14 protein-coding genes and 6 pseudogenes are annotated in these 20,441 nt (G+C 65.6%); 11 read left to right on the top strand and 9 right to left on the bottom strand.

The window, feature by feature from the left end; all coding sequences use genetic code 11:
- Nucleotides 1-146 precede the first annotated feature (146 nt).
- Entirely contained in the window at nucleotides 147-2,051 is a 1,905-nt protein-coding gene (locus WJW29_RS17455; protein ID WP_011258329.1) for a DEAD/DEAH box helicase, read from the bottom strand.
- Between the two features lie 231 nt (nucleotides 2,052-2,282).
- On the opposite strand from WJW29_RS17455, the pseudogene WJW29_RS17460 reads away from it, so the two are divergent.
- The 4 genes and pseudogenes from WJW29_RS17460 to WJW29_RS17475 form a co-directional block, all read left to right on the top strand.
- Nucleotides 2,283-2,698 (top strand): annotated as a pseudogene (locus WJW29_RS17460) (sigma-70 family RNA polymerase sigma factor).
- Between the two features lie 29 nt (nucleotides 2,699-2,727).
- Nucleotides 2,728-3,379, top strand: a pseudogene (locus tag WJW29_RS17465) (hypothetical protein).
- 36 nt (nucleotides 3,380-3,415) lie between these two features.
- Nucleotides 3,416-3,658, top strand: a complete 243-nt coding sequence (locus WJW29_RS17470) for an RNA-binding S4 domain-containing protein (RefSeq protein WP_011258326.1) — start codon at nucleotides 3,416-3,418, stop codon at nucleotides 3,656-3,658.
- A pseudogene (locus WJW29_RS17475) lies at nucleotides 3,655-3,968 on the top strand (hypothetical protein); the annotation flags it as partial. The gene WJW29_RS17470 and the pseudogene WJW29_RS17475, both read left to right, overlap by 4 nt.
- A 35-nt stretch (nucleotides 3,969-4,003) precedes the next feature.
- Here the strand turns inward: WJW29_RS17475 and WJW29_RS17480 are convergent.
- The 4 genes and pseudogenes from WJW29_RS17480 to WJW29_RS17495 form a co-directional block, all read right to left on the bottom strand.
- Nucleotides 4,004-4,405, bottom strand: coding sequence for an MAPEG family protein (locus WJW29_RS17480; protein ID WP_011258325.1), 402 nt, complete (start codon nucleotides 4,403-4,405; stop codon nucleotides 4,004-4,006).
- Between the two features lie 25 nt (nucleotides 4,406-4,430).
- Complete coding sequence (locus tag WJW29_RS17485) at nucleotides 4,431-4,964, bottom strand: DUF4019 domain-containing protein (RefSeq protein WP_011258324.1); 534 nt, start codon at nucleotides 4,962-4,964, stop codon at nucleotides 4,431-4,433.
- 402 nt (nucleotides 4,965-5,366) lie between these two features.
- Entirely contained in the window at nucleotides 5,367-5,621 is a 255-nt protein-coding gene (locus WJW29_RS17490) for a hypothetical protein (RefSeq protein ID WP_011258323.1), read from the bottom strand.
- Nucleotides 5,622-5,699: 78 nt separating this feature from the next.
- A pseudogene (locus WJW29_RS17495) lies at nucleotides 5,700-6,924 on the bottom strand (hypothetical protein).
- Between the two features lie 146 nt (nucleotides 6,925-7,070).
- Here WJW29_RS17495 and WJW29_RS17500 point away from each other — a divergent pair.
- The gene (locus WJW29_RS17500) at nucleotides 7,071-8,534 is read left to right on the top strand and encodes an AlkA N-terminal domain-containing protein (RefSeq protein ID WP_011258320.1); all 1,464 of its coding nucleotides are present in this window, start codon (nucleotides 7,071-7,073) and stop codon (nucleotides 8,532-8,534) included.
- Nucleotides 8,531-9,076, top strand: coding sequence for a methylated-DNA--[protein]-cysteine S-methyltransferase (locus WJW29_RS17505; protein ID WP_011258319.1), 546 nt, complete (start codon nucleotides 8,531-8,533; stop codon nucleotides 9,074-9,076). Before WJW29_RS17500 ends, WJW29_RS17505 begins: the two co-directional genes overlap by 4 nt.
- Before the next feature lie 249 nt (nucleotides 9,077-9,325).
- On the opposite strand, the gene WJW29_RS17510 is transcribed toward WJW29_RS17505, so the two are convergent.
- Entirely contained in the window at nucleotides 9,326-9,490 is a 165-nt protein-coding gene (locus WJW29_RS17510) for a hypothetical protein (protein ID WP_011258318.1), read from the bottom strand.
- A gap of 19 nt (nucleotides 9,491-9,509) precedes the next feature.
- Here WJW29_RS17510 and WJW29_RS17515 point away from each other — a divergent pair.
- From WJW29_RS17515 to WJW29_RS17525, 3 genes and pseudogenes are all read left to right on the top strand, one after another.
- Nucleotides 9,510-10,639 (top strand): annotated as a pseudogene (locus WJW29_RS17515) (ectonucleotide pyrophosphatase/phosphodiesterase).
- A 126-nt stretch (nucleotides 10,640-10,765) separates the two neighbouring features.
- On the top strand, nucleotides 10,766-12,211 hold the full coding sequence (locus tag WJW29_RS17520; protein WP_011258317.1) for a chloride channel protein: 1,446 nt from the start codon (nucleotides 10,766-10,768) through the stop codon (nucleotides 12,209-12,211).
- A 72-nt stretch (nucleotides 12,212-12,283) separates the two neighbouring features.
- A complete protein-coding gene (locus WJW29_RS17525) occupies nucleotides 12,284-13,324 on the top strand; it encodes a zinc-dependent alcohol dehydrogenase family protein (RefSeq protein ID WP_011258316.1) in 1,041 nt (346 codons plus the stop codon).
- 132 nt (nucleotides 13,325-13,456) lie between these two features.
- Here WJW29_RS17525 and WJW29_RS17530 read toward each other — a convergent pair whose 3' ends face one another.
- Together WJW29_RS17530 and WJW29_RS17535 are read right to left on the bottom strand one after the other, a co-directional pair.
- Nucleotides 13,457-13,639, bottom strand: a complete 183-nt coding sequence (locus WJW29_RS17530) for a 30S ribosomal protein THX (RefSeq protein ID WP_011408042.1) — start codon at nucleotides 13,637-13,639, stop codon at nucleotides 13,457-13,459.
- Nucleotides 13,640-13,938: 299 nt separating this feature from the next.
- The gene (locus tag WJW29_RS17535; protein WP_011258314.1) at nucleotides 13,939-14,349 is read right to left on the bottom strand and encodes a MerC domain-containing protein; all 411 of its coding nucleotides are present in this window, start codon (nucleotides 14,347-14,349) and stop codon (nucleotides 13,939-13,941) included.
- Nucleotides 14,350-14,549: 200 nt separating this feature from the next.
- Here WJW29_RS17535 and WJW29_RS17540 point away from each other — a divergent pair.
- Both WJW29_RS17540 and WJW29_RS17545 read left to right on the top strand, forming a co-directional pair.
- Nucleotides 14,550-16,587 (top strand): annotated as a pseudogene (locus WJW29_RS17540) (TonB-dependent receptor).
- 389 nt (nucleotides 16,588-16,976) lie between these two features.
- Entirely contained in the window at nucleotides 16,977-19,358 is a 2,382-nt protein-coding gene (locus tag WJW29_RS17545; protein ID WP_041182035.1) for a TonB-dependent receptor, read from the top strand.
- 243 nt (nucleotides 19,359-19,601) lie between these two features.
- Here the strand turns inward: WJW29_RS17545 and WJW29_RS17550 are convergent.
- Nucleotides 19,602-20,441, bottom strand: an 840-nt coding sequence (locus WJW29_RS17550; protein WP_113084240.1) for an IS30 family transposase, incomplete at its 5' end; no start/stop codon positions are given.

Consider the following 20,441-nt stretch of genomic DNA (forward strand, 5'->3'; position numbering starts at 1 on the left):
GGTTAGCAACGCTAACCAGGCCAGCCTGATCGCCGGCGCAGTGAGGCACCGTAACGCGTCACACGCTCGCTATGCGAATTTACGCATAGCGATACTAGGCAACCACACCGCCTGCAGGGTGACCCCGCAGGCGGTGCCGGCCACGCTTACTCGCCGCGCGGCTTCGGCGGGCCCTTGCGGTGCGGTGCGCCAGCGCGGTCCATCGGACGGACCGGGCCGTTCGAACGACCGGACGGCTTGCCGCCACGCGGGAAGCGCGGCTTGGCCGGCGACGCGGCTGCCTCGCCCTCTTCCAGCTTGCGCATGTTGAGCTGCTGACCGGACACCCAGACTTTCTTCAGGTGGGTGAGCAGTTCGCGCGGCATGTCGGCCGGCAGATCCAGGATCGAATAATCGTCCTGAATGTCGATCCGGCCGATATAGCGGCTTTCCAGCCCGGCTTCGTTGGCGATCGCGCCGACGATGTTGGCCGGCTTCACGCCATGGCTGTGGCCCACTTCGATGCGATAGCTCTCCATGCCCAATTCCGGCTCCCCACGCGGGGCGACCGGATCGCGACGCGGACGCTCGCCGCCGGCATCGTCGCCACGCGGCGGACGTGGGGCGCGCTCACCGTCGGCCCGCGGGCCGCGCTCGAACTTCGGCTCGAAGCGCGGGCGGTCGCCACGATCGGCACGCTGATGACGCTCGCGCGGCGCGGCGTCTTCGCGTGCGCCACGCACCGGCGGAGTCAGCAGGAACGGCGCATCGCCCTGCAGCAGCTTGGCCATCGCGGCGGCGATATCGATCGCCGGCACGTTGTTTTCGGCCTCATAGCGCTGCAGCAGATCGCGGTACATGTCGATCTGGCCGCCGGCCAGGGTCTCGGTGATACGGGTCATGAAACGCGCCACGCGCGTGTCGTTGACCGCATCCACGCTCGGCAGCTGCATCTCTTCGATCGGCTGACGGGTGGCGCGTTCGATCGAGCGCAGCATCCCCTTTTCGCGCAGCGTCACGAACAGGATCGCGTCGCCCGTGCGTCCGGCACGGCCGGTGCGGCCGATGCGATGCACATAGCTTTCGGTGTCGTACGGAATGTCGTAGTTCAGCACGTGGCTGATGCGCTCCACGTCCAGGCCGCGTGCGGCCACGTCGGTGGCGACCAGGATGTCCAGCTTGCCGTCCTTGAGCTGGGCAATGGTCTTCTCGCGCGCCGCCTGCTGCATGTCGCCATTGATGGCGGCCGCGGCCAGACCGCGCGCCTGCAGCTTCTGCGCCAGCTCTTCGGTGCCGGCCTTGGTGCGTGCGAAGATGATCATGCCGTCGAACGGCTCGACCTCGAGAATGCGGGTCAGCGCATCCAGCTTATGCAGCCCGCTCACCCACCAGTAGCGTTGGCGGATGTTGGCCGAAGTGGTGGTCTTGGCCGCGATGATGACTTCGGCCGGATCCTTCAGATAGGTCTGCGCGATGCGACGGATGGCCGGCGGCATGGTGGCCGAGAACAATGCCACCTGACGCTTTTCCGGCAACTTTTTCAGTACCGCTTCGACGTCGTCGATAAAGCCCATGCGCAGCATTTCGTCGGCTTCGTCCAGCACCAGCGTCTTGAGCTGGGACAGATCCAGCGTACCGCGGTCCAGGTGATCGATCACGCGGCCGGGGGTACCGACCACGACATGCACGCCGCGCTTGAGCGCACTCAGTTGCTGGGCATACGGCTGGCCGCCGTACACCGGCAGCACGCGGAAGCCCGGAATGGCTTCGGCATACTTCTGGAACGCCTCGGCGACCTGGATGGCCAGTTCGCGGGTCGGGGCCAGCACCAATGCCTGCGGCTTGACCTGGTTGAGATCGGCGTTGGACAGCACCGGCAGCGCGAACGCGGCGGTCTTGCCGGTGCCGGTCTGGGCCTGGCCGAGGACGTCACGGCCGGCGAGCAACGCGGGAATGGTGGCAGCCTGGATCGGCGACGGCGACTCGTAGCCGACATTGGCAACGGCCCTCATCACAGCGCCTGAGAGGCCGAGGTCTGCAAACAGCAGCGGCGCGGAAGATTCTTGGGTCATGGGTAACTCCGGAGGCGCCGCACGAAGCCGGCAGGCGCAAAGCCGGATAGTGTGCCTTCTCAGCCCCCCTGCTGTCGAAATTTTCGTTACAGACCATTCAGGTTGTGAGGAATTGCGCGTTCGCGCGAATCATCCTGCATGCCAATCCCCCTTACCTGCCCGGCCGGAGGCATGCCCCTGGACACAGACCTGCAGACCCACTTCAGCAGCCTGCTGTAGCAACACCGCGGCATCGTGCTGAAGGTGGCCGCCAGCTACTGCCACGACCGCGACGAACTGGCGCAGGAAATCGCCACGCACCTGTGGCGGGCATTTCCCGGCTACGACCCGGGTCGGCGTTTTCCACCTGGATGTATCGCATCGCCCTGAACGTGGCGATCAGCGATCTACGCGGCCGGCGAGCCGATCGCGCTGGATGCGGGATGGAGCGCATCGCAGATCCACAGGCGCACAACCCTGTCCGCGCGCAACAGGTGGCCGCGCTATATGCCTTCATCGCACACCAACCGCCGCTGGAACGCGCGCTGCTGTTGCTCTATCTGGACAAGCACAGCTACCGCGAAATCGGCGAAGTGCTCGGCATCAGCGAAACCAATGTCGCCACAAAACTCAGCCGCCTGAAAACCCGTATGCGCGGCGAACGTTGACCCACACCGATCCGCAACCGGAGCAAGACATGGAACTGGATGACATCGCCCTGGCCTGGCGTTCGCTGGAACAACGGCTGGACCAACAAACTGCACTCACCAGCCAACTGCTGGGTGATATGCGCAGCCACGCAGCACGTGCGCAACTGCGCCCGTTGTGGCTGAGCCAATCGGCGCAACTGCTGTGCGCCATCGCGCTGAGCGGCGTCATCGCCCACAGCTGGCTCCCGTTTGCCGATCAGGCGGCAGCCGTCGTCGGCGGAGTGCTGCTGCAAGTCTGGAGTGTTGCGCTGGCAGCTTCGGCGGTCCGTCAACTGTGGCTGTTGTCGCAACTGGATTTCGCCAGGCCCCTGTTACAGACACAGCGCGCGCTTGCACAGCTGCGGCGCTGGCGCACGCGCGTGGCGCCGTGGCTGGGCGTAGCGTTCTGGGTACTGTGGGTAGCGGTGGCAGACGCTGCGTGGCGGGCCTTCACCGGCCAGTCGTTGCCGACCGCCTGGATGCTGTGCAACGTGCTGGTCGGCGTGCTTGGCGGCATCGGCACCTGGTTAGGTTATCGGCGCCTGCAGCGCAGTGCCCCCCCCCCCCTGGCTGGAACGCCTCGATGCCGCACATGCCGGCCGCAGCGTCGCGCGTACCGAATCCCTGCTGGAACAGATCGCGCGTTTCCAGCGCGAGTAGGCGGATAATCCCTGCCTCACTGCGACCGAGCACACCATGCAATCCCTGGAATTCGACCTGGACGGCGACTACATCGCACTCAACCAGTTGCTCAAACTGGCCGGCATTGCCGACAGTGGCGGCCAGGGCAAGGCGATCGTCGCCAGCGGCGCGGTCAGCGTCGACGGCGTACAGGAGCTGCGCAAGACCGCCAAGATCCGCCCCGGTCAGCTGGTGCAGTTGGACGATGTGGAAATTCGCGTGCTGGCACTGGACCCGGATGCCGAGCCTGACGCATGAAGGTGGTGGAGATCAGTCAGCGCAACAACGCACCTTCGGCCGACGATCCAACCCACGACGTCTCCATTTTTTCGATCGCCATCGATTCGGACACGCCGTTCTGGCTGGAGCACTCCATCCGCGGCGGCCATGCCGAGCGAGGCGGATGCACGATGCTGGCCTTGCACGAACGGGATGCGTGGCGCGGCGACCGGCGTGCCGATGTGACCAAGGCCGGTTGCGCTGTGGGCGATTCCGAATTCTGGAAGAGGGCCTGCTTACCGACAAGACGCAGGCGGCAATCGATGCAATCCTGGCGCGGGTGCAAGCGTCGGGTCGAGCCTCATGCCTGGCGGCACTGCTGCATCAAATGCCCAGCAGTGCGCGCACCAGTTTGACGATGCCCCAGAACGACACCACCCAGATGGCGCTACGCAGGTACGGAATCCCCGCGGCATACACCGGCACATAGGCCACGCGCGCCCATAGGTAGAGCTGCACGGCGAGTGCTGTTTCTGCACTGCTGCGCCCCGCGACGTTCACTGCCAGCACGGCAGCAGCGAAGATCGGAAAGGTTTCAAGATAGTTGCCGAACGCACGGTCCAACCGCGCGGCCACGCCGGTAAGCGGCTTGGCCGCGCCATCGCGTGCGCTGGCATTCCACTTGGCGCCGCGCTGGGCGGTCATGCTGGCCGAGGCAGCCAGCAATTGCACCAACCCCAGCACCATCGCCCAGCCCAGCATCTGCAGTTCGATCGTCAGTTGCATACGTTTCTCCCGGCCGATGGAACCATCACTTCACCGCCGGGCGCAGGCTGTAACCGGCCAACCGCCAGGTCTTGTCTTCGTCCAGACGGAACGACACCAACTCGCGCACCGGCTGCTGCGCCTTGGCAAAGCGGGTCGGGAAGCTGACGTTGACATACAGGCCTTCGGGCACCTGCGCGCCGGGGCCGTACTTGACCCGCGTCACCGAGCCCTGCCCGCGTCCGACCACCGCACCCAGCCGCGCGCGTTCGGTGCCGATCTGGCTGACGAAGACATCGCGCTTGACGGCGGTCTTGGCCACTTTGGACGCGCCATCCCACAAGGAAGCGACCTGGTTGCCGTCCACCATCTGCGCCACGCGCAGGGCCGCCTGGGTCATTTCGGTGTTCTGCTTGGTCAGCTGCGCTTGCTGCGCGGGGGTGAGCGCCGGCTGGCCTGCGGGCGCCGCAGGTGCCGGCCGCGCCGCCGGGCTAGCGGTGCGACTGGCGGCCTGCGGCTGTTGAGCGAACGCCAGCACTGGAGCCAGTGCCAACGCGATAACCAGACGAGAACGAGGCATGGGACGAGGACCTTGTCAGGATCGGGTGGAAAGGAGAGGCACTGCACACCTTGCGGTACGTAGCGCAGTCTAGGGTGCGCCCTGCGCAACACAAGTCCCGCGTGCAGGGCGGGATGGCGCGGAAGGCAAACCATGGCGAGCGGTGACGAGGAGCTGGTGAACGATGTGCTCATCGACAGTACAAGCGGCGAGCATGGAACCCCGGCGACAGCGACACGCATTGGCGGTCACCAAATCTGGCCGCGGCCGCTTTCGTCTTTTTTTGGAGTCGCCCAGACGCTGCGGATGGCAGCGTCAATTGGATGCGGACGCACGCGTGGCAATGTAGTGGAAGCACCTCGCGCCGATCCCGAGGAAGGCCACGCCACCGTCGGCAACCACACCGCCGCGCCCTCATCGAATTTAGACCTCGCCTCCGGGAGCCGGCGGCACGGCCGCCACACCACGCGGCCGCCACAGGCGCCAACTGACCCAGAAGCCACGCGCAATCGCGGCAATCAGCGCTACCAGACTCAGCCACGTTGCCACCGTTGCTGGCCATTGTTCATGCATGGCGGCAGCGGCCAGACGCAGCACCTCGGCGACACCGAAGCCGACCAGCACCAACAGGGCCGACGGTAGATAGGCCAGTAACACCCCCTTGGTCTTGCCTCGCATACGCCCCCACCGGCTCGGTTGTGATGCAGCGACGATAGGCAGCGTGCAGTGCGATACGCGTGAAGCCCGTCACTGCATTCAGCCTTCAGGGTGGGTCGCCGACGGCGGGTCGGCCTGGGCGGCATCCTGCGCTGGCGCGGTAGCGGGCGCACCAGTGCCTGCGGCAGCGTTCTGGGCCTCGCCGGTCTGCGCTTGGTCGCCGTGCGCCTGGCCAGTTTGCGCCTGGCCGTTCTCCGCCTCACCAGGCTGCGTTTCGACCGTCGGGCTGGCCGGCGGCAGGGCAGCCGCATCGGTTTCGGCCAGCGGACTTTCTTCCGGGCAGGTCGCATCCGGAAAGCCGAAACGCTGCTTCAACGCCAACCCGCAGGCACTGACTGCGTCCAAGTCCGCACCCTCACCCTTGCACTTCTGATCGAAGGCGACCAAAACGCGTCCTTGCGCCGCACGTGCGCATCTGGCGGATGCGTTCCAGATCGTCCTGCACCGCGTTGGTGCCATCCAGGCCGTATTCGCGCAGTTCTTCCATCGTGCGCAGGCGCAGGCTGCGGTTGGGCACCGTCAGCATCAGGTCGGCCACCGCCACTACCACGCCGTTGCGCTCCAGATAATCCTTGGCGTTGCCATAGACCTCGCGCAATTGGCGATTGAACTCGGCGCGCGAGGTGGCCTTGGAGCTGATCCGCATCATGCGGTGGATGCCGACCTTGCCGGCGACCAGACGGTTGTCGCCAGCCGCCAGCACGAACACACACGCGCTATGGGAGATCGAGCCTTCGCGCATCCAGATGGTCCAGGTGGATGCACCGATGGTGTCGCCGGCGCGGATCGCCGCCTCCACCTGACCGCCGCTGGAATCCAGATCCAGGAAGCGATGCGGCAACTTCCATTGCTCGGCCACCGAGGCCAGGCGCCAGACCAGCGCCGCAAACCCGGCGTTGATCTTGCCGGCGTCACGCACCCGCACCAGCCCGGTCTCGCGGCATGGCGCCAGCGCCGCTTCCACGCTGGCCCGGTCCAATGCCGGCAGCAGTGTGCCGTCGCCGGCCTCGCGGCTGTCATCGGTCGCGCAGCTGATCCAGGCCTGGCCCGATTCCAACTCCGCCTGCGGCCATCCCGCCTTGCCGGACTGCGCACGCGGGCGCGGTATGGGGTCGGGCGTATCCACCGACACCATATGGTCGCCATCACCCGCCTGCCCTGCACCACTCTGCTGCGCAACCGCTGCATCGGCGGAGATCGCCGAACGATCGCAAGCGGCTAGCACCAGCACGCAGGCAAGTGAGAGGCAAACCGATTTCAACACGATGGGGGGCACGGACCACGACGGAGATCGCCCGCAGTCCATGGCTGAATGGGCGGATGGGTTGACCCGGCCATGACGCGCAGGCCCGCCGCACCCCTGTCCGAAAACGGCCAGCCGGTGCGCGGGCAAGCGCATAGACTGGCGCCATGCAGATCGCGACGCCCGACCGAACCCAATGCGACCGTGCCCGCCTGGCGCGCGATGCACGTTTCGACGGGTTGTTTTTGACCGCCGTGCGCAGCACCGGCATCTATTGCCGCCCGGTGTGTCCGGCACCGCCGCCGAAGCCGGCCAATGTCAGCGACTACCCCACTGCCGCGGCGGCCAGCGCGGCCGGATACCGCCCGTGTCTGCGCTGCCGGCCGGAGCTGTCGCCGCAGGCGCAGCAGCATCTGGGCGAAGAAAGCGTGCAGCGCGCACTGGCGATGATTGCCGACGGCGCGCTGCAGGAGCAGCCGGTGCAGACGCTGTCCGATGCGGTGGGCTTGAGCGCGCGCCAGCTGCAGCAGCAATTCGTGCAACAGTTGGGTGCCACGCCGATCCAGGTGCACGGGACGCATCGGCTGCTGCTGGCCAAGCAATTACTCACCGAAACCGCACTGCCGGTCACCGAGGTGGCGCTCGCAGCAGGCTTCAACAGCTTGCGGCGGTTCAATGCGGCCTTCCTGCAGGGCTGCGGCATGCCGCCTTCTGCACTGCGCAAGCAGCGTGCCGAGGTGCCGGGCGGCGAGCTCACACTGCGCCTGGGCTATCGCCCGCCACTGGATCTGCCGGCGATGCTGGCCTTCTTGCAGCGCCGTGCGATCCCGGGGATCGAGCAGGTCGATGCCAGCGGCGACCGTCGCGTGACCGGCCCGCCGGGCAAGGCCAGCGTGATCGGCGTCAGCGCGGCGCCGCAGCGCGCGGAACTCCTGCTGCGCATCGGGGCGACCGACCCACGCCAGATTCCGCAGAGCGGGCGGCGCGTGCGACGGCTGTTCGATCTGGATGCGGACTTGCAAGCCGTGCCCGCGACGCTTGCGCCCGACCCACTGCTGGCCGAGGCAATCGCACGCCGACCAGGCCTGCGCGTGCCCGGTGGTTGGGACGGCTTCGAGGTGGCGGTACGTGCGGTGCTGGGCCAGCAGATCAGTGCCGCCGGCGCGGCGACCTTGGCGGCGCGGCTGGTGGACCCTCATGGCGGCCATCATACCGACATGCCACCTGGACTGGATCGCAGTTTCCCCACGCCCGACCAGCTGGCCGACGCGCCACTGGAACAACTCGGGCTACCGCGTGCGGGCGCCGCCACGCTGCGTGCGCTGGCATCGGCTTGCGCACAAGGCCAGCTGCACTGCGGTGCCGGGCAGCGTCTGCCCGACTTCCTCGCCGCCTGCACCGCGCTACCCGGAATCGGGCCGTGGACCGCGCATTACCTGGCCATGCGTGCGTTGTCGCATCCCGATGCGTTTCCGGCTGGCGATTTGATCCTGCAGCAGGTGCTCGGCGCCCCCGAGCGCCTGAGCGCGCGCGCCACCGATGCACGTTCGCAAGCGTGGCGACCGTGGCGCGCCTTCGCCGTGCTGCACCTGTGGCATCTGGCCAACGACCGTAAGGACACCCGCGCATGAGCACATTGCACTACGACACCTTTCCCTCGCCGATCGGCGCGCTCAGCGTGGCCGCCGACGACACCGGCGTGCACCACATCCTGTTCGCGCAGAACCGCTACGACGCCATCGGCCGTGCGCGCTGGTTGCACGATCCTGATGCGCCGCTGGTGCGCGCAGCACGCGAACAGTTGCTCGATTACCTGCATGGCGGGCGAGGCAGTTTCGATCTGCCGCTGGCGCCGATCGGCACACCGTTTCAGCTCAGCGTCTGGCGCACGCTGGCGCAGATTCCGTTCGGGCAGACCTGGAGCTATGCGCAACTTGCGCAGGCGGTCGGCAAGCCGACCGCGAACCGCGCAGTGGGTGCGGCCAACGGGCGCAATCCGCTGCCGATCGTGCTGCCCTGCCATCGCGTGATCGGCGCCAATGGCGCATTGACCGGCTTCGGCGGCGGGCTGCCGACCAAGCAGGCGTTGTTGCAGCTGGAAGGCTGGTCGCCGCGTGGTGGTGCGCGCGCCGACGATCTGTTCGCCCCTGCATCCGCACTACGCACTGGCTGACTGAGGGAACCTGTGAACAACTGGTTCGCTAACTTCCGATCAGTAGCTGGGGCAGTCTCCATAACTCGCAAGTCATTGATTTGCAGCATGAGCGACCGCAGCGATCAAGCGAAATCCCACGTCCGCTCGTGTTGCAGACCTTCCCATCAATGCGTCTCCACAGTGCCAAGAATACTGCTTGGACCACGCAAAGAATGGAAAGTCACATGCGGGACATCACACTAGCGGCGTCATCGCTGCGCCGTAAACTCACGCCATGATCGACCGACGTTTTGGAGTTGCCGTAGCGGCGCTTGCCCTGCTTGCGGCCTGTAGCAGCCCGCCTTCTTCGCGCAGCGCGCCCACGCAGTTGCCAACTGCAGCGGCGAACACCGCATCGGCCAGCACACCGCACACCTTATTGTTGTTCTCCATCGACGGCCTGCGCGCGGACATGGTCGATCGCGGCATCGCGCCGAACCTGTCGCAACTGGCGCATGAAGGCGTGCGTGCGCGCTGGATGACGCCCTCGTATCCATCGCTGACGTTTCCCAATCACTACACCCTGGTCACCGCCCTGCGCCCGGATCACCACGGCATCGTGCACAACAGCATGCGCGACCCGACGCTTGGGGGTTTCTGGTTGCGCACCTCCGAGGCGGTGGGCGATGCGCGCTGGTGGGGCGGCGAACCGGTGTGGGTGGGCGTGGAAAATACCGGCCAGCATGCGGCAACCTGGTCCTGGCCAGGCAGCCAGGCGGCGAGGCGGCGATCAAGGGCGTACGCCCGTCGCAGTGGCGCCATTACCAAAAAGGCATGCGCCTGGACACGCGCGTGGACGCGGTGCGGGGCTGGCTGAAAACCGACGGTACCCAGCGCAATCGCCTGGTCACGCTGTACTTCGAACGCGTGGACGAAGCCGGCCAGGACCACGGCCTGGAATCGCGCGAATACGCCGACGCCGTGCGCGCGGTGGATGCGGCCATCGGCCGGCTACTGACAGGCATGCAACGCGATGGCACGCCTGCGCGCATCAACATCATCGTGGTCTCCGACCATGGCAGGGCCGAGGTTGCGCCCGGGCATGCGATCAGCGTGGAAGACATCGCGCCGCCGCAGATCGCCACCGCAATCATCGATGGCCAGGTGATCGGTTTGGAGCCACTGCCCGGGCAACAGGCCGCTGCCGAGGCCAGCCTGCCTGGCGCGCACGCGCACTGCGACCGCTGGCGCAAGGCAGAGCTGCCAGCGCGCCGGCATTACGGCCGCCACCCGCGGATTCCGCCGGTCGTGTGCCCGATGCATGAAGGCTGGGATGCGCTGTTTCCGAACAAGCTCGCCAAACGCGCGCAGGAAGACACGCGCGGCTCGCATGGCTTCGATCCGGGGTTGCCGTCGATGCGCGCGGTAGTCCTGGCACAAGGCCCGGACCTGGCGCAGGGCAAGACACTGCCGGGCTTGGACAACGTGGATGTCTATGCACGCATGACCCGGCTGCCGGGCATTCCGGCCGCACCCAACGATGGCAATCCGGCGACCTTGCTGCCGGCCTTGCGCGTGCCGCCGGCGGCCAGGCCAGAGTAGACGCGCCAGGCACCTTCGGCAGCGCTGACGAACCGGCATGATCGCGCAGCGTAGGCAGCGATCTAGACACTTGAAGACGCCATTCCATGGCGTCGCGAGATAGCAAATACCGGCAACAGCGCGGGCATGTGGAGCGTTGAAGACACGGCTGCCGCCAGGCAGTGCGACAATCGCGGGATGTCTGGTTCAAATCCCCCGCCGCGTCGCTCGCGGCCGCTGTTGTCCAGCGAAGGCTGGCGTCGTCGTGCTGCTCTATGGGGCGGCGCAATTGCAGTGGCGCTGGTGGCGATCGTGTTCGCCAAGGCCAGCGATGCGGCCTTCCATCTGTTTCAACGCATCACAGCGCATTCGATCTGGTGGGCATTTCTGCTGACGCCGGGCATCTTCGCCCTGCTTGCCTGGCTCACCTCCGGTGCGCTGCGGCCAACGCGCGGCAGCGGCATCCCGCAAGTGATTGCCGCGCTGGAGCACCCCGACCCGGCCTTTCGCGACAGCAACCTCTCGTTGCGCGTCTCGGTCGGCAAGCTCGCGCTGACCACCTTGTCGCTGCTCGGCGGCGCATCGGTGGGGCGCGAAGGGCCCACCGTGCACGTCGGTGCCAGCCTGATGCATGTGTTCGGGCGCTGGTTCGGTTTTCGCGAACCGCGCGAGCTCTCGCACTTTCTGCTCGCCGGTGGCGCTGCCGGTATCGCAGCGGCCTTCAATACACCGCTAGCCGGCGTGGTGTTTGCGATCGAAGAACTGAGCGGGCGCTTCGAGCACCGCTTCTCCGGCACCTTGCTCACCGCGGTGATCGTCGGTGGCGTGGTGTCGTTGGGCCTGCTGGGTAATTACACCTATTTCGGCAAGGTAGCTGTCGCCTTACCGCTGGGCCAGGCATGGCTGGCAATCGCATTGTGCGGCAGCGTGGCCGGGTTGCTCGGTGGGGTATTCGCGCGGCTGGTGCTGGCCAGCGTCGGCGGCAAACCACGCTGGTTGGGCGCGCTACGTCAGCGGCATCCGGTGCTGCTGGCTGCGCTGTGCGGCCTCGCCCTGGTCGGTCTTGCGCTGGTGTTCGGGCAAGGCGCCTTCGGCACCGGCTACGAGCAGGCGCGCAGTCTGGTGCAGGGGCACGCGGTCGTCGGCCATGAGTTCGGCATGATGAAACTCATCGCCAATCTGGTCTCGTATCTGGCCGGCATTCCGGGCGGTCTGTTTTCACCGGCGCTGGCAGTGGGTGCCGGCATCGGTCACAACCTGTCGGTACTGATGCCCAGCGTGGACCCGCGCACCTTCGTGCTGCTGGGCATGTGCGCGTATCTCACCGGCGTGACCCAGGCGCCGCTGACCTCGGCTATCATCTCGCTGGAACTGACCGACACCAGCCAGATGCTGCTGCCGATCCTGGCCACCGTACTGATCGCGCGCGCAGTCTCCGGGCTGGTCTGCAAGACGCCGATCTACCGCGGCCTGGCAGAGCAGTTGTTGACCGTGCAGGCGCCTGCTGGTCCCGCTGCAGAGCGCGCGTCGACGTCGCGGCTCCAGACCTTGGCCGGAAACAGCGGCGAGGACAACGCTCCCCCACGAACATAGGCTGCCGCACTGCTCGCCAGTGGTGCAGCGCAGTAGATCCCCTCTTCATCGTGCTGCTTCCCGAGGTTATGTATGCGTGCAATGCACTTCGAGCGTTTTGAACAGGTCCCGGAAATTCTGCAGCTCCCCGACCCGCCCCCAAGCGATGACGGCGTGGTGATCAAAGTGGCAGCCACAGGCATCTGCCGCAGCGATTGGCACGGCTGGATGGGGCACGATCCGGACATCGCATTGCCGCACGTGCCGGGACACGAGTTCGCCGGCGAAGTGGTCGCCATGGGAAAACGCATATCGGGCTTTGCGATCGGCACCCGGGTCACCGTGCCGTTCGTGTCCGGGTGCGGGCGCTGTGTGCAGTGCCATGGCGGCAATCAGCAAGTATGCTCGAACCAGTTCCAGCCCGGCTTCACCGCATGGGGATCGTTCGCCGAGTATGTCGCGATCGATTTTGCCGAGACAAATCTGGTCAGACTGCCGGAGAGCATCGACGATGCGACGGCGGCAAGCCTGGGATGCCGGTTTGCCACCTCGTTTCGGGCGGTGGTCGATCAGGCCAGAACCGGCCCTGGCGAATGGGTCGTGGTCCATGGCTGCGGCGGCGTCGGGCTTTCGGCAGTGATGATCGCAGCGGCACTGGGGGCGCAGGTGATTGCGGTGGACATCTTCGACGACAAGCTGGCGTTCGCCGTCGAATGCGGCGCGGTCGCAACGGTCAACGCGTCGAAAGCGGCCAACACGGTGGAGGCGATTCGCGAGATCACCAAGGGAGGCGCGCACGTTTCCATCGATGCGCTCGGCAGCCCGACGACCTGTTTCAACTCCATCAGCAACCTGCGACGGCGCGGCCGTCATGTCCAGGTGGGACTGATGCTGGGCGAACACGCCACGCCCAGGATCCCGATGGCGCAGGTGATTGGCCACGAACTGGAGATCTACGGCAGCCACGGGATGCAGGCATGGCGGTACGATGCCATGTTGGCGATGATCCAGGCCGGGAAGATCGCACCACAACGGCTCATCGGCAGAAGGGTGTGCCTGGACGAGGCCATTGCGGTGCTGATTGGCATGGACGCTACGCGCGACCTCGGCATCAGCGTCATCGATCGCTTCTAGCGCGTATCGCCGCCGGCATCGCGCACACATGGGGCGCACATTGATGGGCCGGCCGGGAGCGTAAATCACCGGTCTGCAAAACAAAAAACGCGGCGCAAGCGCCGCGTTTTGGTGTCGCGAAGCGAGCCGGGATCAGCTGGCCTTGGCGACGGTCTTCTTGGCGACGGCCTTCTTGACCGGAGCCTTGACCACGCCCTTCTTGGCAACCGGGGCAGCTGCACCCACGACAACCTTGCTCGCCGCGTGCGAACGCGAATTGCCGTAGCTGGCGTTGTAGCGCTTGCCCTTGGCGGTCTTACGGTCACCCTTACCCATTTCGTCGACTCCTGAATGTGAATACAAATTCCCGTGCTGGCACAGGTCTGGCGAGGTTTCACCGGCAGCGCCCTCGCACAAGGCCGGCAAGCCTACCACGGCGGCTCCGGCCAGCGTAGCCAGGCAGCGCCCGACTGACCTTGCAGAGCGATCTGACTCAGGCGCAGTGCGCGCAGTGGCGAACTGGCATCGGGCAGCATGCAAGCCGCCGATCAACCCGAACGTGCGAGTGGCAGAGGCCGATTCCGGCTGCCATCCGCATTGGCCCGGAGGCTACGCAGCCGCCTTGCCAGCGGTTCTTAGTGCGCGCAGCTGGCGTCATGGACATGCCCATGATTCAGGCGCAAATTGACCAAGTGCGCGATGCCGACCAGGGCGCCGCCCAGCGTCATCACCACCGCATGCGGCACCACCGAATGATGCAGCGGGTCGTACAACAGGCCGACCCATAGCAGCGCCAGGCCGGGCAGCAGCAATGCCAGCGCATGCAGCGCTTTGTGCCGGCGATACCCGAGCACCAGGCTGAAAAGGCCCAGCAGCGTCACGAACACCACGATGGCCAGTTCCACCCCATCGCCCAGCCAGAACGACAGGCCCAACGAGGGCGCCAGGGCCAGCACCAGCGGCAATACCGCGCAGTGCAAGGCGCACAGCAGCGACCCGGTCGCACCGAAGCGGTCGAGAAGATGACGAAGGGTCGGTGGAGGCATGAGGTCCAGCAGGTGCTCGCGGCGATGTGGAATAATATAACGTTTTACTGTTTCAGCCCTGCATCATTGCATCGCGCAGCCGTGCAGGCCTTCGCCGCCGGCGCAGCAGGCAAGCTGCGCCTGCCACTGATACACGGTAACAATTACAGAGTCCCGCCTATCATGCCTGCACGTTTCGATGCCTCGTTCCGTCGCTCTCGCTGGCGCTGACCAGTCTGTTGACCCCTGCCCTGGCCATGGCCGAGGACGCTCCGGTCGTTGCAGATGCACAGACCCCGCCCAGCTCGGACACGCGCCACGCTGCCAGCCCATCCAGCGGCCGGCACATCAAGGATCTGGACAAGGTGGTGGTCACCGCCAGCCCGCTGCGCGCTGCGGCCGGTGAGTTGAGCCGCCCGCCCGGTGGAAGTGCGGGCCGGTGAACGTCTGGACGAGGTGCGCAGTTCGAGCCTGGACGAAACCGTAGCGAGCCTGCCCGGCGTGCAGAGTTCCAACTTCGGCCCCGGCGTCGGCAGGCCGATCATCCGCGGCCTGGACGGCCCGCGCGTGGCGGTGTTGCGCGACGGCCTGTCCACCCAGGACGTGTCCACCGTCAGCCAGGACAATTCCCCGGCAATCGAGCCATTCCTGGCCAATCAGATCGACGTGCTGAAGGGTCCGTCGACATTGCTGTACGGCTCCGGCGCCAGCGGCGGCGTGGTCAACGTGGTCGACGGGCGCATCGCTGAAACGCCGGTGGACGGCTTCAGCGGGCGCGCCGAAGTGCGCGTCGACGGCGACGACAAGGACGGCAACAAGGACGGCAACACCGACATGTTCCGCGTCGACGCCGGCAACGGTAGCGGGCTGTCGATCCATGCCGATGGCGTGTATCGCAACCAGAACGACTACGACACGCCGAAGGGCCGTCAGCTCAATAGTTGGGTTGATTCCAAGGTGGGCTCGATCGGTGCGTCGCTGTCGGGCGACTGGGGATTTGTCGGCCTGTCGGCGTCGCGCTTCCGCGACAACTACGGCAACCCCGGCGAGCCGGGCGACCCGTCCATCGGCGAGCGCGGTGTTTCGCTGAAACTGCAGCAGGACCGCTACGACCTCAAGGGCGGGCTGACCGATCCGTGGGGCGAAGGCAGCGCGCTGCGTTACAGCGTCGGCCACACCGATTACGCACTTACCGAATTCGAAGGCGCCGAAGTCGGCACCGTGTTCACCAAGCGGGCCAACGAAGGCCGCGTGAAAGCCTCGCTTACGTTTGGCGGCGGCTGGCAGACCGCATTCGGCCTGCTGGGCAGCGACAGCACCTTCCAGGCGATCGGTGAAGAATCCTTTGTGCCCAAGACCGATACGCGCTCGCTCGGCGCATTCGCCGTGGCACGCAACAATTGGGAGCGCGTCACCGCCGAATTCGGTGCGCGCGTGGACACGGTCAAGTACCAGACCGATATCGGCGTAGACCGCGATTTCACCCCGACCAGTTTCTCGGCCAGCGGCGGTTTCCGCTTCAACGAACAATGGCGTCTGACCGCAAATCTCGATCACGCCGAACGTGCGCCTGCCGAAGAAGAACTGTTCGCCAACGGCCCGCACATCGCCACGCTCACCTTCGAAATCGGCGGCGCCGATCTGCAGACCGAGAAAGCCAATCAGGCCGAGCTGGGATTGAATTTCCAGAACGCATGGGTGGATGCCAAGGTGGCGGCGTACTACAACCGCTACAACGACTTCATCTATATCGTCGACACCGGCGGCCAGTGGTTCAACGAAGAAGACAACGACTTCCTGCCGATCCGCCAATGGACGCAGGCCGATGCGACCTTCCACGGCTTCGAGGGCGAGGCCACCTTTCATCTGGCCAACAACGATAACGGCGCGTGGGACCTGCGCGTCTTCGGCGACACTGTGCGCGCGCGTCTGAACGATGGCGGCAACCTGCCGCGTATCGCACCGGGGCGTTTCGGCGCGCAGCTGCGCTGGAATGCCCAACAGTGGCGCGCATCGCTCGGTGCCACCCGCACCATGAAGCAGGACAAGGTGGCAGTGAACGAAACACCGACCGACGGCTATACCTTCGTCGATGCGCATCTGGCGTATCACGTGGATCGCGGCAGCACTGCGTGGGAAGTGTTTCTGGACGGCAACAACCTGACCAATCAGGACGCACGCGTGCATACCTTCTTCCTGAAGGATGACGTGATGCTGCCTGGCCGCAACGCCTCGTTCGGCGTGCGCTTGTTCTTCTGACAGCGGACTCTCTCCCCGCTGACTGGAAGCGAGGCCGCCTTCGGGCGGCCTTTTCATGCGCGTTGCGAGCATAGCAGCGTGTGCTTCCTCGCTGCTGCATGAGATCTGCAGACCCGCTCGTCGCTGCGTGCGTCAGCCGATGCACAGGATGTGATCGCCGCCACAGCCAGGCAAACATCGTCGTACCGTCATCATGAAAGTGCAGACCGCGGCTGCTGCGTCGCACAACAGGCTGTGGTGCATCTAGGGTTAAAACTTCATGAGCACTGCGCTGACAGGGGGCGCAAGCGACGCGATGGCGCGGGCGGGCGCGTGCACGCGCTGCCGATGCCTGCGCACCACCGCGTGGCTTGGCGGCGTTCTTGCATTTAAGACAAGGAGCCTTGCGCATGCGTTTTTCATCATCCTGCTACGCCCTCTCGCTCGCCGTCGCTGCCGTGCTGCTGGCACCGGATGGCCGCACGCAGACCGTCACGCCTGCATCGGGCAATCAGGACGCCACCACGCTGGATGCGGTCATCGTCAGTGGTACCGCGCGCTTCAAAGGCCTGGCCAAACGCGACGCCAGTTTTTCGATCACCACGGCCAGCCCCGAGCAGATCCAACAAGCGGTGCCGCAGAGCACCGCAGATCTGCTCAAGATCGTGCCCGGCGTGTGGGCCGAGCCCAGCGGTGGCGGCACCGGCGCCAACATCTTCGTGCGTGGCATGCCCTCCGAAGGCGATGCGCCGTTCGTGACCATGCAACTGGATGGCTCGCCGCTGTTCCCGCCGCCGACCTTGTCGTTCCTGGAGAATTCCACGCTGTTCCGCGTCGACGATACGGTCGAACGCATGGAAGTGCTGCGTGGTGGCTCCAGCCCCATCTTCTCCAACGGCCAGCCTGGCTTGACCGTCAATTTCATCCAGAAAAAAGGCCAGGATGCACCCGAAGGCAGCGTGCGCCTGACCGGCGGCAACACTGCATTGCGCCGCATCGATGTGTTCAACAGCGGGCCGATGGGCAATGGCTGGTACTACAGCGTGGGCGGTTTTTTTCGCGACACCGACGGCGTGCGCGACCCGCAGTTCTCCGCCGACAAGGGCGGCCAGTTCAGCGCCACCTTGAGCAAGCGCTGGGACAGCGGCGAGCTGTCGCTCTATGCGCGCCACACCGACGATAACAACGCCTTCTACACCGCGATTCCGTTGCTCTCGCGCAACAACGGCAACGCTCTTTCCAGCTTTCCCGGCTTGAACGCGCAAACCGGCACCCTGCTCGGCCGCGACTTCCGCACTGTGGATCTTCTCGTCGGTCCCAATGGCCAGACGCTGCGACGCGATCTGGCCGATGGCCGCGGCGTCGACATCGACGTGTTCGGCGGCGAATGGAACTGGGAGCGCGGCGGCTGGACCGTGGCCGACCGCTTCAACGTGATGAACGGCAGCGCGCCAACCTACGCGCTATTTACCGGCGATGCGCCACAACGCCTGGGCGATTTCATCGCCGGCTACGGCAGCAGCGGTAGCGCCAGCTACACCAATGGAGGAGGCGCGGTGGATGCGAATCAGCAGGTGCTCGAAGCCGGTTGGTGGTCGGTGGACAAACGCCTGAATTCCTTGACCAACGATCTGCGCCTGAGCCGCGAGTTGTTTGCCGGCAACACGCTGACCGTAGGTGCGTATGACGCCAAGTATTCCTCTGCCGACACCTGGTACCTGGGCAACACCCTGTTGCTGACCGCGCAAAACAACGCACGCCGCATCGATGTGGCATTGGACGATGGCCGGCAGCCCACGCGCCAGGGTTTCACCAGCACTGCCTTCTTCAACCTGCGCGCCAAGTACAACGGCGAAAACATCGCCGCATTCGTTGCCGACGAGTGGGAGCTGAGCGAGCGTCTGCGCCTGGACCTGGGCGCGCGCTACGAGTGCCAGAGCGTCACCGGCGATGTGCACGACACCGCCACTGTGGATCTGGATGGCAACCCGGCCACGCTATACGACAACGCCACCTCGCTGGCGCTTGCGACCACGCGGCGCATCGATCAAGACGATGAAGCGTTCTCGTGGACGGCCGGCGTGAACTTCACGCTCGATCGGAACAACAGCCTGTTTGTGCGGGTCAACTCCGGGGTGAAGTTTCCCGGCTTCGACAACCTGCGCGATGGCCAGAACCGCGTGCAGGACGTGGATCAATACGAGCTTGGCGTGAAGTCCGGCACCAGTGCCTACGACCTGTATCTCACCGCGTTCTACAACACCTTTAAAAATTCGCCATTCCAGGCATTTCTGGCCAATGGCCAGAACTTCACCGCGGTCGGCGATTCGCGCGCACGCGGCCTGGAAGTCGAAGGCGCGATTCGGCCATTGGGCGGGTTCGAACTGGCTGGCACCGGGGTGTGGCTGGATGCGAAATACCGCAACTATCGCGAGTTCACCGGCAACCAGGTGATGCGCCAGCCCAAGCGCCAGTTCCGCATCACGCCCAGCTATTACTGGATGCTACCGTTCGGCGATCTCAAGGTGTTTGCCACCTATTCGTACATCGGCGAGCGCTTCGCGGATCTGGCCAACAGCCAGCGCCTGCCCTCGTACGACATGCTGGAGCTGGGCGCCAACCTGCATGTGGGCGAACACTGGGAAGTCACCGCCAGCGGCAGCAACGTCACCGACACGCTGGGCCTGACCGAAGGCAACGTGCGCGTGCCTGGTGCGGCCACCGGTGGTCTCTTCATGGGCCGGCCGATTGCCGGGCGGCAGTACCAGATGTCGGTGGCGTACCGCTGGTAGATCGGCGCAGCACAGAGCCGCGCAGCAGTGGAGACTGCTGCGCGGAATCATGCGAACGACAGTGCGCCGTTTCATGGCGTCGCGGTGTCGGCGCATGCCACGGCTGGCGGTCGCCATTGCAAACGCTGCCTGGCAACGACGCCGGCATCTTCCCCATGCGCGGCATGCGATGGAAATAGCGAGACGCACGCACCGCATGCGAAAGAACGCGGCGCATCGTGATGGGTTATTTCAATGGCGAATTCAACTCTGATTCGCAACGCTTTTGAGGACCTCCTCGGAGAAGACTTCGAGGGGCGTTTTGAATCCAAGTATCTTGCGCGGACGATTGTAGAGCCGCTGCTCGATCCATCGCAGGTGCGCATCGGTGATGGTGCTGACATCGGTCTGCCGTGGCAAGTATTGGCGTGTCAATCCGTTGGCATTCTCGTTGCTGCCGCGCTGCCATGGGCAGTAGGGATCTGCGAAATAGAAATCGCTCTGCAGGCAGGCGGCAATGAGCCGATGATCGGCGAACTCCTTGCCGTTGTCGGCGGTGAGGGTGTGAACTGCATGGCGCAGGCCGCCCAGTCGCTGGACAATGGCGTTGCGCACGTTCTCGGCGGTGCCGTCGGGTGAATAAGCCAGCAGATGCAGGCCACTGCAGCGTTCGGTCATGCTGACCACCACGGCGCGTCCGTGCGAGGCCCTGATGGTCTCCAGCTCCCAGTCGCCGATGCGGCTTCGCTGCTCAACCACGCTTGGGCGCTGTGTCCAGCTGCGCCGATGCGTCAGCTGCCCGCGGCCATCGCGCACGCCACGCCGACGGCGCTTGCGGCGGCGTTTGCGTAGATGCATGAACAGCTGACCACCAAGCTTCTGGTCGGCGTCGATGTGCCGATAGATCCATGCGTGACTGGCCAAGCCGGTGCGGCCGGCGATCTGTTCGGGACTGGCGTCCTCCCTCAGCAGGACCTCGATCTGGCCGATACGCTCAGCGTCGATGCGTGGACGCCGGCTGGCGTGCGTGCGCCGATGGGCGCTGATGCGCTGCGCGTGATCGGGCTGGTACCGCGCAGCGTGCTGATTGCGGCGCAGCTCACG

The sequence above is a fragment of the Xanthomonas sp. JL1 genome (assembly GCF_038405005.1).